The organism is Lacibacter sp., from assembly GCF_057361365.1.
The window spans coordinates 525,785-539,786 of sequence record NZ_JBMQSG010000007.1; the positions used below are offsets into that span (position 1 = coordinate 525,785).

Genomic DNA, 14,002 nt, shown 5'->3' on the forward strand with positions numbered 1-14,002 from the left:
GCAACCATAAAAAGTGGCTTCGCTATAGTTCGGTCCTTTTTATGGTTATTTCATTTGAATGTTGTGAGGTTCTGTGGCTGAAATTCGTGAAATTTGATGAATGAAAATATTTCTTGCCCAGCAAAATTATCATATTGGCAACTTCGAGAGTAATACGAAAAAAATAATCCAGGCAATTGAAGAGGCTAAAGTAAAAGGTGCTGAATTAATACTGTTCAGCGAACTCAGCGTTTGCGGCTATCCGCCAAGAGATTTTTTAGAGTTCAATGATTTCCTGAATAAGTGCAAAGAAGCTATCGATCAAATTACACAGCATGCCGATACTATTGCGGTGGTGATTGGTGCACCTGATCGTAACAAACGTGTTGAAGGAAAGGATTTGCATAACGCTGCGTATTTTTTATACGAAAATGAAATAAAAGCTGTTGTGCATAAAACCTGCTTGCCCAACTACGATGTGTTTGACGAGTACCGGTATTTTGAACCAGCCTACGAATGGAATATTGTTGAGTTTAAAGGCAAAAAGTTAGCCATTACTATTTGTGAAGATATCTGGAACCTGGGCGATAATCCTTTATACCTTACTTGCCCAATGGATGAGCTAATGAAATATCAACCGGATGTAATGTTGAATTTGTCTGCTTCGCCATTTGATTATACGCATGTTGAAGACAGGAAAGCTATTGTAAAACTGAATGTGCAGAAATACAAATTGCCAATGCTGTATTGCAATTGTGTCGGCAGTCAAACAGAAATTGTTTTTGATGGCGGTTCATTGGTGTTTGATAAGCATGCAAACATGGTGAAACATTTATCATTCTTTAACGAAGAGCTGGTGAGTGTAGAGTTAAATGACGATGGCACATTTGCAGAGCCAATCATTGCAACTGCGGATACATTACCGAATGAAGAACTTAATCCAATCGATTTGGATGAAACCCTGTGCATTGCTGAAATACACGATGCAATTGTGCTGGGTATTCGTGATTACTTCAGCAAAATGGGATTTACAAAAGCGATTCTTGGAAGCAGTGGCGGTATCGACAGTGCTGTTACACTTGCATTGGCTTGCACAGCATTAGGAAAACAAAACGTTAGGGCAGTTTTATTGCCATCACAATACTCAACAGGTCATAGTGTAAGTGATGCTGAACAACTGAGCAAGCATCTTGGCAATCCTTACGACATTGTGCCGATCAAAAATATTTACGATGCGTTCTTAACAGAACTAAAACCCATCTTTAAGGGTTTACCTTTTTCAGTGGCTGAAGAAAACATTCAAAGTAGAAGCCGTGGAAATATACTGATGGCAATTGCTAATAAATTCAATTATATTTTATTGAACACTTCCAATAAAAGCGAACTTGCAACAGGCTATGGAACGTTATACGGCGATATGGCTGGTGGTATTGGCGTGCTGGGCGACTGTTATAAACTGCAGGTGTACGAACTGGCGAAATACATCAATCGTAATGAGGAAATTATTCCGGTGAATATCATCACTAAACCACCAAGTGCAGAATTAAGGCCGGGACAAAAAGATTCCGATTCATTGCCGGATTATTCTATTCTTGATAAAATATTGTATCAATACATTGAGTGCAGGCAAGGACCCAATGATATCAAAGCAATGGGTTTTGATGCAGCTCTTGTTGATCGTGTATTGAAAATGGTAAACGTGAATGAGTATAAGCGCAACCAGTTTTGTCCCATCATTCGTGTTTCACCAAAAGCCTTTGGTGTAGGAAGGAGAGTGCCAATTGTTGGAAAATATTTAAGTTGATTTTTCACTAATTCACCTGCTTTACTTATCTAAATTCATACGCATGCAACGTGAAGGTTTCGCTATTACAACGGAAACAAGTTTTTTTAATGTTGAATTCATTCATGAATTTTTGTCGAAATCCTATTGGGCAGAAGATATCCCGATTGAAACGGTACAAAAGTCGATCGACAATTCACTTTGCTTTGGCGTGTTTCATCTGGGCAGGCAAATTGGTTTTGCAAGAGTTATTACAGACAAAGCAACATTCGGTTACCTGGCTGATGTGTTTATTGATGAAGCATATCGTGGACAAGGATTGAGCAAATGGTTGATGGAAGAAATTATGGCGCATGAAGATTTGCAAGGTCTTCGTCGCTTTATGTTGGCCACCCGTGATGCACATGGATTATACAGGCAATCTGGATTTTCGGAACTTACTTTTCCGGAACGTTGGATGCAGATTCATAAGCCGGGTATTTACAAAAAAGCCGTAGAATAAGTGTTTGCTGCTGTTTAAATCAGCTTGCATTTTATTGAATAATTGTTGAATTTAGTTTTCGGATCAGCAACTTTTCATTCTTACATAAATAAAAATTGTTTTATGCCGAATCGAATAATACTCAGTTTGTCGATCATTTTTCTTTTACTTTCATTTCAACTAAAAGCACAGGATACAACTATATGGACAGAGGCTGACAGAACATTTTTGCTGCAAAATTTATCTCGTTCTAAAGAAGCATTGATAAAAGAAACTCAAGGCTTAACAGATAAGCAATGGAATTTTAAAGAATCACCTGATCGGTGGAGCATCAAACAAATTACAGAACACATTGGTATTTGGGAATTATTAATCACTCATGAAATAAGCCGTGCTCTAAGCGGTGGACGTCAACCTGAATTAAACAAAAAAGCAAAACCCGATTCTATTTATTATGCGTTTATAACAGAAGATAAAGCACATATTGCTGAAGAGTATACAAAACCATTTACTTATACAGTGCCAATGGGTTTAGCTGAAGGAAAGGATTACCTGGCGTGGGTTTTGAAAATGCGGAACGAATCAATTGACTATATAAAGACCACAAAAGATGATCTGCGTTTTTATTTTCAATATCCCGGCCGGCCCAGTGTTCATCAACGGTATATTACCATGTTTGGTCATGCGGACCGACATCTAAAACAGATACTAAAAGTAAAAGCCCATCCAAATTATCCCCGGTAATAATTAATGTTGTGGATAGGGTTGTCCGCAGGTTTCAAAAACCAGTGGACAGTTTCTGTTTATATTTGCCCAAATTTTGAGTTATGTTACAATTGGCATTTATCCGCCAGAACAAGGAGTTAGTGAAAGAAAGATTGGCAGTGAAGCATTTTGCTGATGTAAATCTTGTTGACCAGATTATCGATCTGGATGAGCAACGCAGGAAAGCTCAGTTGGGAAATGATGAGTTGGCCGCAAAAGTGAATGCAGCTTCAAAAGAGATCGGTATGCTCATGGGAAAAGGACAAAAAGATGCAGCCGAACAAAAGAAAACTGAAGTAGCCCAGTATAAAGAATCATCCAAACAAATTGCCGACGAGTTGAATGCGTTGGAAAAGCAGGTGAACGATCTCCTGGTGCGCTTGCCTAATCTTCCATCTACTTTGGTACCTGCCGGTAAAACACCCGAAGATAATTTGAATGTAAAAGAAAGTGGCGATGAACCTGTATTACCTGCCAATGCAAAACCGCATTGGGAGTTAATTGAGCAGTACGATATTGTAAATTTTGAGTTAGGTGTGAAGATCACTGGCAGAGGTTTTCCTGTTTACAAAGGAAAGGGTGCTAAGTTGCAACGGGCGCTCATCAGCTATTTTCTTGACTACAATACCGCTGCAGGTTACACCGAATACATTCCGCCTTATATGGTGAATGAGGCATCTGCTTACGGTACCGGTCAACTGCCGGATAAAGAAGGTCAGATGTATCATATGCAGGAAGATAATTTTTTTATGATACCAACTGCCGAAGTGCCGGTTACAAATATTTATCGTGATGAGATCGTAAAGGAAACTGAACTGCCGATAAAATTAACTGCATACACGCCTTGCTTCAGAAGAGAGGCGGGAAGTTTTGGAGCAGATGTTCGGGGGTTGAATCGTGTACATCAATTTGATAAAGTAGAGATCATTCAACTTGTTCATCCCGATAAAAGTTATGCAGCATTAGATGAAATGGTTGCGCATGTTGAAAAGCTATTACAAAACCTGGGTTTGAAATACCGCATACTACGTTTATGTGGTGGCGACATGAGTTTCACTTCTGCCTTAACTTATGATTTTGAAGTGTGGAGTGCAGCACAAAAGAAATGGCTTGAGTGCAGCAGTGTAAGTAATTTCGAAAGCTTCCAGACCAATCGTATGAAAGTTCGTTTTAAAGATGAAAATGGCAAAATGCAATTGGTTCATTCATTGAACGGAAGTTCTTTAGCATTACCAAGAATTCTTGCTTCATTGCTGGAGAATAATCAAACCGAAAATGGAATCAACATACCTGAAGTGTTGCAACCTTATTTTGGTTCAAATGTTTTGAGCTAATAGCGACATTCATAAATGAAAACGCCCCTGCATTTTACAAGGGCGTTTTTTATTTGCAGGAAGTTATCTTAATGTTTCCCTGGGACCACCAATGGCAAAGGTTGCCTGCATGCGCAACGCCTGGCCTTTTGTAAACATATACATGCATGCATCGTCGGTATAATCCATATAATTCATCGTCATCTCAATACTACCGTCGCAGCTGCTTATTTTGTTTGCAGCAGGGCAACCGAAATTGTAAGTAGCGTGAACGGGTGTGTCATCTACATGGTCGTCGCCACATTTCCTGTCGCCCCAAATATGTGAGAGGTTAAAGTAGTGACCTACTTCATGCGTAGCAGTTCTGCCCTTGTCATAGTCTTCGTATAAATTATAATTATTTCCCCGTCCAAATGCACGTGTTGCTATTACAACGCCATCAGTTGATTTATTGCCCCCGGGAAATTGTGCGTAACCGAGTATGCCGCCACCCATATTGCATACCCAGATGTTCAATGTTGTTTCAGGATTTGTTGCATCAATGCCGCCACGGTTGGCAAACTTCATTGCGTTATTGGTGGAGAACGATGTAACGGTTGTGTTTTTACGTACAATCTTATCGAGAACAAATTTTATTGTTGTATTACCCGATTTTACATTGTTGTAAGTTGCTGTTGAAAACAAATCTTTATTCGTTGCGGAAAAATCTTCGTTCAAAACATCTACCTGTGAATTGATTTGTTTGTCAGAAATATTTTCGGAAGCTGTGCTGTATAATACATTCACAACAACGGGTACTTCCATTGTGCCATCTGCAAGTAAGCGGAAGGCTGCAGGGTTCTGCATAAATTTATTGGTGAATGCCTCTATTTCGTTCATTCGTTTTTGTAAAGAAGGATCGGCTTTTAGTTGTTCTTGAAATACTTCGTATGTGCGGCAGCCTTTTCCTTCCGCTGATAATGTAAGATCATTATCTGTCAGTTTTGAGCTTTCTTGATTTGGTTTTGAGCAACTCCAAATGAATAACATTATCAGTAATCCATATTTTGCTTTCATATAAATTCAATTTGCATGTGATGAAATGAATCGGATGTATAAGCTACAATATTTGTTGCACCAATAAAAGCGTCTTTGCAATTATTCATAAAAAAGCCCCGTCGTTCGACGGGGCCATTTTTCTCATGTTGATTTACGAAAGCCATTAAGGACGTAAGCCCGCTCTAGGACCACCCACTGCAAAAGTTGCACGCATGCGTGTTTCCTGGCCGGCAGAAAACATGTACATACAACGATCATCAGAATAATCCATATAATTCATTGTCATTTCAATTGGTCTGCCACTGCACTTACTGGTTGTATTTGCAGCCGGGCATCCATAGTTTGCTCCATCATGGCCTGGAGTATCGCCTACAAAATCATCACCGCAACGTCTGTCGCCCCAGATATGACGCAGGTTCAACCAGTGACCAACTTCATGGGTTGCAGTTCTGCCTAAATCGTAAGTGTTTATGTAAGTGCCTTGGGGATATTTAGCTCTGCTTCCAAATGCACTGTAAAGAATTACAACACCATCCGTTGCAGAAGATTGACCAGGAAATTGAGCATAGCCTAAATAGCTACCAAGGTTACAACTCCACATATTTAATGCAGTAGTTGGGTTGGTTGGATCAATACCGCCTTGTGAACTTTTTTTCATTGCATCATTTGTACTCCATGAAGTAACTGTAGTTGGTTTACGAATAACGCCTGCTAATTCAAAACGGATATTAGTTGAACCGGCTTTAACTGATTGGTAAGTGGTGGTGCTGTTTACATCAGCATTACTGCCTGCAAAATCTTCGTTTAGTACATCAATCTGCGATTGGATCTGTTCAGCAGAAATATTTTCAGCAGGAGTTCTGTGAAGCACATTCACATATACCGGAATGACCATGACATCCCCCTCTAACCTACCTGCAACATTTTGAGCTGCATAACGTGCAGTAAATGCTTCAATCTCATCCATTCTTTTTTGCAATGAAGGGTCTTCCTTCAGTTTCGCTTGCAAAACTTCATAACTGGCACATTGACGGCCCTGCGTTAATGATTGGTCTGTTTCTTCCTCAATGTTTTCTTTGTCTGATACAGATTTGCTACATCCAAAAAAAAGTAACAGCGATGCCGCTGCTAGTAGAGATACTTTCTTCATGTATTTCATGTTTAGGTTTATGTGTAAAAAAAAGACTTGTGAATTTATTTGTTTTTCACTTACAACCGTTAGCGGCATTGGATTAATTTTTGAAACATTGCTGCAAATGAACCGATAGGCGTGTATAAAAGAGCAATAGGTGTGGGAATTCCTGTAGAAGTATGTATAATCTTAATTCTTAAAGTTATACTAAGAAATAGTTTATGAGTAACCGTTGAAGGTTTCATGCTTATCGTTGTGGTCAATTAAAGAAATTACAAGGGCACCTATTTTTTTTCGGAGGCACCGTTAAGGTGCCTCTCTTTTTTCTCAATGGCTCTACCCTTGATCATAATCCATCTAAAAGATTTTACCTAATTCATCGTTTACCTTTAAACTATCTGTTATTCAGCAAGTCTTAACGCAACACTTTTTATCTATGGCGGCATCAGTTCAGTTAAAAAATCAGCATTTATTGTGGCGTGCAGGCTTTGGCCCCGCCGTTGAACAATGGAACGATCTCAGCAAAACATCCCCGGTTAAATTATATGAAGCATTGGAGAAAGCATCACGCAAGGAACCAATGCCGTTACAAGTTGCCAACAATTTTGTTGATGGATTAATGAATGGAGTTGACGGTATCAGGCGCACAGAATTGACGCAGGAACAACGCCAGCAAATGCAAAAGCAGTCAAGAGAAGATATCCGCAATCTTAACGTTGAATGGCTCGATGAAATGGTTAACAGCGAGCAACAACTCCGGGAAAAACTTGCTTACTTCTGGCATGGACATTTCGCCTGCCGTAATCTTAATTCGCTTTATCAACAGGAATTGTTGCAGGTGATCCGTGCAAATGCACTTGGCAACTTTGGAACATTGCTGAAAGAAGTCAGTCGTAGTGCCGCTATGCTTGCTTTTTTGAATAATCAACAGAACCGCAAACAAAAACCGAACGAAAATTTTGCCCGTGAGGTGATGGAGTTGTTCACGATGGGTCGTGGAAATTACACGGAGAAAGATATTAAAGAAGCGGCACGTGCCTTTACAGGTTGGCAATTTAAACTCAACGGTGAATTTATTTTTCGTCCCAACATACATGACGATGGACCTAAAACTGTTTTAGGTCGCACAGGTAATTTTAGCGGCGATGATATTCTTGATCTTTTGCTTGAACAAAAGCAAACGGCCACTTACATCAGTACCAAGATGTATAAGTTCTTTGTGAACCAAGAAGTTGATGCAGAAAAAGTAAAATGGCTGGCCGACCGGTTCTATAAATCGGGCTACGAGATTAAAGAAATACTGAAAGATATTTTTACCAGCGACTGGTTTTACGAAGAGAAGAATATTGGCTCAAGAGTAAAATCGCCGGTTGATCTGTTGGTAGGTATTCGTCGTACAATGCCAATGGAGATACAAAATGAAGATGCGCAATTGTTTTTGCAGAAGGTGTTGGGACAAATATTATTCTATCCGCCTAATGTTGCAGGATGGCCCGGTGGTTTGAATTGGATCGACAGTTCATCGCTTATGTTCCGTATGCGTATTCCGCAATTAATGGCAACAAAAGAAGCATTTCAGTTCAAGGCAAAAAGTGATGATGACCAGGAAATGGGCCGTGCAGGAAAAATGCCAGGCAGGGTAGTGCAGACAACCATTAGGTGGGAGCCAGCTATTAAACAATTAGAAAAAACATCGAGAGAGGAATTGCTCAGCAATATTGCATCACTGGTTTGGCAAACTGATAGCAGTAAGATGAATAGAGCCACTGTTGAAAAATTTGTAGATGCATCATCACGAGAACGATATATTCAAACAGCTATTATTCAGCTGATGTGCACACCGGAATATCAAATGTGCTAAAGCAAAATTTATAATACGAAGTACGAGTTACGAAATTCGATCGTAGCTCGCACTTCAAACTTCGTACTTAAATAATTGGTCATGCTAATACAGCGTAAAGAATTTTTACAAATCGGTTCACTTGCAACAGCATCTATGTTGATGCCACAGTTTTTAAAAGCATTTGAATCAGGTAAGCTTGTTCCTCCGGGAAATAAAGTAACTGTCATTATACAGTTAAGTGGTGGTAATGATGGTTTGAATACTGTGATACCTGTTCGCAATGATCTGTATTATAGTAACCGTCCCCGTTTAGGTATTCAACGCAATGCAGCATTGGCATTAACTGATGAAGCTGGTTTACATCCATCGCTCACGGCATTTAAAGAATTGTATGATGAAGGAAGCATGGGCATTTTCAATAGTGTAGGTTATCCTAATCCCGATAAAAGTCATTTCCGCAGTATGGATATCTGGCATACTGCAAGCGACAGCCGTGATTACTGGAATACAGGTTGGGTAGGAAGATATTTAGATGATCAATGCAAAGGTTGTGATAAACCAACGCAGGCATTGGAAATTGATGATGTGTTAAGTCTTGCATTGAAAGGCAATGATATTAAAGGTATCGCTGTGGAAGATCCACGCCGATTGTATACAACCAGCCAGGAACGTTACTTCAAAGAAATAATGAAACAGCATCAACAAGAGCATGAGCGGCCGGTTGATTATTTGTATAAGACAATGGCCGAAACAATTTCAAGTGCTGATTATATTTTCAAACAAAGCAAACAACGTCCTTCAGCAGAGGCTTATCCAAATTCAGAATTGGGCAAGGGGTTGAAGACAATTGCTTCACTCATTTTTAGTGAGATCAATACCAAAGTGTATTACATTTCTTTGGGAAGTTTTGATACACATATCAACCAGGATGGGCAGCAGAAACGTTTGTTTACAGAGTTGAATGATGCAGTAAAAGCGTTTGTAAAAGATCTGAAAGCAAATAACCGTTTTGATGATGTGCTGCTGTTTACATTCTCTGAGTTTGGAAGAAGAGTAGCACAAAATGCCAGCAACGGAACTGATCATGGCAAAGCCAATAATATGTTTTTCGTTGGCGGTGGATTGAAGCAGCACGGCCTTTATAATCCCTTGCCCGATCTGAAAAATCTTGATGATGGTGATCTGAAATACCAACTGGATTTTAAGCAGGTGTACGCAACTGTACTCAATAAATGGATGGGAGCTGATGCAGACGCAATTCTGAAACAATCCATTAAACCGTTGGATTTCATTTAATAATCGACAGGTGATGAGCCATTCAGTAAGTGTGACACATACTACGTTGCAGTAAAATTACCGTCTCTTTTTTAGGTGAAAACTCCTATTGTGTAGGGCTTAAGGCCAGTTTATATTTGTATTGTCCAATTATTTGAGAAACCAAACATCGTCCAATTCCTATGGAAGTATCTTACTTCTTCCGTAAAAAGCGGTTACACGCATTCAGTATCGAATCATTATTCGATAATGTGCAGGCCCAGGTTGCAGAAACTACTGGTATAAAAGCCAACAAAGTAGAAGTGCCATCTATCCGCAACATCTTTGCAAATATTTTTAAGTCACGCAGCAATCAATCACAGATCAACCACATCACTGGTGATATTCATTATGTATCGCTGGGTATGAAAAAGCGTAATACCGTGTTGACGATTCATGACTGTGTGTTCTTAACAAAATACAACAAGACCAATTTTAAATATTGGTTATTCAAATTCTTCTGGTATCAATTACCGATGTGGCGTGCAAACACCATTACGGTGATCAGTGAAAAAACAAAACGTGAACTGATTAACCTCACCGGGGTAAAGGCAGACAAAGTGAAAGTAGTTCCTAACTTTTTTGATCCACGTTTTGAGTTTTCTCCAAAACAATTTAACGCACAAAAGCCTCGTATTCTCCAGATCGGTACAAAAGAAAATAAGAATATTCATAACCTGGCGAAAGCATTGAAAGGTGTGAATTGCGAATTGCATATCATTGGAAGTTTAGATGTGGAAACACAACTCATTTTGCAGGAAAATAAAATTGATTTTAAAACGCATACAAATCTTTCATTTGATCAGTTGAAACACCAGTATGAATTGTGTGATATGGTTGTGTTTGCTTCAACTTATGAAGGTTTTGGTTTACCCATTCTTGAAGCATGTGCAGTTGGTCGCCCTTTAGTGACAAGCCGCATTTCACCAATGGATGAAATTTCAGATGATGCTGCTTGTAAAGTAAATCCATATAATGTTCTTGATATCCGCCGTGGTATTTTAAATGTAATTGAAAACGAAGCATACCGTGATCAATTAGTAAACAATGGCTGGAAGATGCGTTACAAATACAGCATCAACAACATTACCAGCAAATACACCGAGCTGTACGAAGAAGTTGCAACAAAACCTGCACAGGAATTTTTTATTCTTCGTCCGGCAAAAGCAGCTGCTTCTTTACTTGGATTGATTTAAAATTTGTACTTACCAACCCGTTCGCATAGTTGTAGTTTTAAAACAAAAAGCCTCCGTTCAGGAGGCTTTTGTTTTTTCCGTCAAACGAAAAGATGAATGTTGTTATTAAGGGTGTTTACTATTTATTCTTCTATCTTTTCTGTTTTCTGAATACCGATGCGATAAAGCACCAGTCCCATTACAGCAAAGAAGATAGCACCTAACAGATAATATCCATTTTCACCCAACCAGTTTACGAGTCCGTGTTCAGCATTTATTTTTCCAAGTGAAGCAGCAACGTTATCGTTCACTGATAAAATAGCAACCAGCACACCGGCTAATGCTCCGCCTGCAACAAGACCAGTTGCAAATAGATTTCCTTTACCAAGATCTTCTTCTTCTGCAGTTAATACTTCACCTGATTTCTTTTTCTTACGGTCAACTATACCCCGAATAGCACCGCCTGCAAAAATGGGTAGTGTAGTGGATAGGGGAAGGTATAAACCCACTGCAAAGCTCAATGATTTAATTCCGCAAAGTTCCATTGTAATAGCAATAAACACACCCACTAGTACAAACTGCCAATCAAGGTTAAATGAAAGAATGCCTTTTATCAATGTGGCCATTAATGTTCCTTGAGGTGCAGGATATTTATCGGTGCCAATTGCATGGGTAATGCCTTGCGAAACCATTTCAGCAGTAGGTGTATCAAGTACTTTGATGGTAGCACCAATAGCGATTGAAGACACAACTGCACCTACAAACAATGCGATCTGTTGATATTTAGGTGTGGCACCTACGATATAACCCGTTTTCAAATCCTGTGATGTTGCACCTGCATTTGCTGCAGCAATACAGATCATACCACCAACAACTAGTGCCATTGGTTCAAATACTTTACCTGTCCAACCAACGGCAATAAAGATGAGACAAGTGCCCATCAATGTTGCAATGGTCATACCGCTGATTGGGTTGTTTGAAGAACCGATCAAGCCAACAATGCGAGATGATACTGTAACGAAGAATGCACCGAAGATGACTACCAGTAATCCTAATAATAATTTGCTGCCGATGTTATCTCCGGGCACTTGTGGTAACACAGCCATCAATAAAATCAACACTAAACTTCCAATACCAACGATCTTGATGTTGAGGTCACGTTCAGTACGTCTTACTTCAACTGCTTGTCCATCTACTTTCTTAATTGAACCGATACTGCTTTTGAATGATGAAACAATCGTAGGAATAGTTTTGATGAGCGTGATAAAACCGCCGGCTGCCACAGCACCTGCACCTATTTGACGGATGTATGCACGATAGATCGCCGTTGAATAATCGGCAAACGTATGTGTTACAGGATCCCATCCTCCGGGCCCACCAGCTTTTGTTATATCTGTTAAGTATCCAAGCTTCGCTAACTGTGCAGCAATTGTATCAGGTGGTACAAGCGAGGCTAACAACGGTGTAAATGCAAACCATGCAATAACACCACCTGCAACAAGCACACCACTGATCTTTGGTCCAATAATATAACCTACGCCTAAATACTCAGGCGTAATCTCTCCACTCACTTTTGCTGATGGAAAGAATTTGTTTGCCTGCTTTGTCATCCAGAAAGGCGTTTCGGCAATTACATGAAATATCTTTTGAAGAATAGCATAAGCAAATGCAAACCCTAAGCCCATGAATGCTGTTTTAGCAAACGATCCGCCTCGTTCACCCGCTTTTAATACGCTGGCGCAGGCTGTACCTTCAGGATAGGGAAGTGTGCCATGTTCTTTTACAATGAGTGATCGCCGCAGCGGTATCATCATCAATGTACCCAATATGCCACCAAAAATGGCAAGTGTAAGGATGGTGAAATAGTTAAAAAACTCTGCACTGTTTTTTTCACTTAAGAACAAAAAACCCGGTAGCGTGAACACAACACCTGCTGCAATACTTTCACCGGCACTTCCTGTTGTTTGAATGATGTTGTTTTCTAAAATAGTCGTTTTAAGTGCCCATCTTCCAAGTGTAATTGCAATAACTGCAATTGGTATGGAGGCACTCACCGTTAAACCGGCTTTTAATGCAAGATAAACTGTGGATGCACCAAAGATGATTCCGAATGCAGCGCCTACTAATACACTTTTAATGGTGAATTCGGGCATCTTGCTGTCATCAGGAACAAAGGGTTGAAATTTTTGCTCAGACATACGGCAGTTGTTTTTAATAAAAGGAAGATAGGAAAAACTTCATTAGAGATAGATGGATGATGTACACAACAAAAATCCCCACGCTAAGCGCAGGGATCTTTTAACAAATACATTGATGGTTTCTATTTACGACTGTTAAGTTTTGCTAACAAACGCAGGATTTCAAGATACAACCAAACTAAGGTTACCAGTAAACCAAATGCGCCATACCATTCCATATACTTTGGTGCACCCATTTCACTTCCTTTCTCGATCATATCAAAATCAAGCAACAGGTTAAATGCTGCAATGCCAATTACTGCCAGTGAAAAGATAATGCTGAACATTGATCCGTTGTTGGCTGATAGGAAACCAAAATTAATTCCGAAGAAACCAAGTATCCATGTAAGCAGATAAAAAACAGCAATACTTGCAGTGGCAACAAAAAGAATAGAACGCAGGCGTTCAGTTACTTTTATAATGCGCAAAGTATACATCAGGTACATACTTGCTGCTACAGCAAAGGTGAGTAACACAGCATGTGTAACGATACCCGGATATTTTTCCTGGAAAATGTAATTGAAATAAGCGGAGATGCCGCCAACAAACAAACCTTCAACTATAGCATAAGCAGGAGCGAGATAGCCACTCCATTCTTTCTTAAATGTGATAACAAGTGCAATTACAAGACCGCCAAGTGCACCACCAATCATTAATGGAAAAATACTTTTACCTGCATCGAACCACTGCCAGGCAAAAGCGGCGCCGGCCATCACCATCAGTATCAAAAAACCGAATTTATTCATGGTGCCACGTACAGTCATTGTATCGCCACTGTAAGCACTGCCGGTTTGATCAAAATGTTTTTCGTTGAGGGTTGGATTACCAGATTTAAATATTGACATGTTTTAGAGGTTTTGAAGCCTTAAAGTTAACAGATAAATCGGTATTACATAGGGATGCCATAAAGCTTCACAAAGCCTTATGGCATCCAACGAGATT

11 protein-coding genes are annotated in these 14,002 nt (G+C 39.6%); 7 read left to right on the plus strand and 4 right to left on the minus strand.

The features are described from left to right. The first annotated feature begins 100 nt into the window (after window positions 1-100). From ACO1QW_RS07005 to serS, 4 genes are all read left to right on the plus strand, one after another. Window positions 101-1,783: an NAD+ synthase gene (locus tag ACO1QW_RS07005; RefSeq protein WP_486256996.1), complete on the plus strand. Its 1,683-nt coding sequence runs from the start codon at window positions 101-103 to the stop codon at window positions 1,781-1,783. A gap of 43 nt (window positions 1,784-1,826) precedes the next feature. After that, window positions 1,827-2,264, plus strand: coding sequence for a GNAT family N-acetyltransferase (locus tag ACO1QW_RS07010; RefSeq protein ID WP_486256998.1), 438 nt, complete (start codon window positions 1,827-1,829; stop codon window positions 2,262-2,264). Between the two features lie 102 nt (window positions 2,265-2,366). Then, entirely contained in the window at window positions 2,367-2,987 is a 621-nt protein-coding gene (locus tag ACO1QW_RS07015; RefSeq protein ID WP_486257000.1) for a DinB family protein, read from the plus strand. Window positions 2,988-3,070: 83 nt separating this feature from the next. Continuing rightward, on the plus strand, window positions 3,071-4,342 hold the full coding sequence (serS, locus tag ACO1QW_RS07020) for a serine--tRNA ligase (protein ID WP_486257001.1): 1,272 nt from the start codon (window positions 3,071-3,073) through the stop codon (window positions 4,340-4,342). Window positions 4,343-4,405: 63 nt separating this feature from the next. On the opposite strand, the gene ACO1QW_RS07025 is transcribed toward serS, so the two are convergent. Together ACO1QW_RS07025 and ACO1QW_RS07030 are read right to left on the minus strand one after the other, a co-directional pair. Beyond that, the gene (locus tag ACO1QW_RS07025) at window positions 4,406-5,377 is read right to left on the minus strand and encodes a zinc metalloprotease (protein WP_486257003.1); all 972 of its coding nucleotides are present in this window, start codon (window positions 5,375-5,377) and stop codon (window positions 4,406-4,408) included. Window positions 5,378-5,522: 145 nt separating this feature from the next. Then, entirely contained in the window at window positions 5,523-6,509 is a 987-nt protein-coding gene (locus ACO1QW_RS07030) for a zinc metalloprotease (RefSeq protein WP_486257005.1), read from the minus strand. 418 nt (window positions 6,510-6,927) lie between these two features. On the opposite strand from ACO1QW_RS07030, the gene ACO1QW_RS07035 reads away from it, so the two are divergent. From ACO1QW_RS07035 to ACO1QW_RS07045, 3 genes are all read left to right on the plus strand, one after another. Continuing rightward, window positions 6,928-8,352, plus strand: coding sequence for a DUF1800 domain-containing protein (locus ACO1QW_RS07035; RefSeq protein ID WP_486257007.1), 1,425 nt, complete (start codon window positions 6,928-6,930; stop codon window positions 8,350-8,352). Window positions 8,353-8,433: 81 nt separating this feature from the next. Further along, window positions 8,434-9,630, plus strand: a complete 1,197-nt coding sequence (locus ACO1QW_RS07040) for a DUF1501 domain-containing protein (protein WP_486257009.1) — start codon at window positions 8,434-8,436, stop codon at window positions 9,628-9,630. Window positions 9,631-9,791: 161 nt separating this feature from the next. Continuing rightward, the gene (locus ACO1QW_RS07045; protein ID WP_486257011.1) at window positions 9,792-10,844 is read left to right on the plus strand and encodes a glycosyltransferase family 4 protein; all 1,053 of its coding nucleotides are present in this window, start codon (window positions 9,792-9,794) and stop codon (window positions 10,842-10,844) included. 122 nt (window positions 10,845-10,966) lie between these two features. Here the strand turns inward: ACO1QW_RS07045 and ACO1QW_RS07050 are convergent, their stop codons facing one another. Both ACO1QW_RS07050 and ACO1QW_RS07055 read right to left on the minus strand, forming a co-directional pair. Beyond that, the gene (locus ACO1QW_RS07050) at window positions 10,967-13,021 is read right to left on the minus strand and encodes an OPT family oligopeptide transporter (protein ID WP_486257012.1); all 2,055 of its coding nucleotides are present in this window, start codon (window positions 13,019-13,021) and stop codon (window positions 10,967-10,969) included. Window positions 13,022-13,143: 122 nt separating this feature from the next. After that, entirely contained in the window at window positions 13,144-13,905 is a 762-nt protein-coding gene (locus tag ACO1QW_RS07055; RefSeq protein WP_486257014.1) for a Bax inhibitor-1/YccA family protein, read from the minus strand. Window positions 13,906-14,002 lie beyond the last annotated feature (97 nt).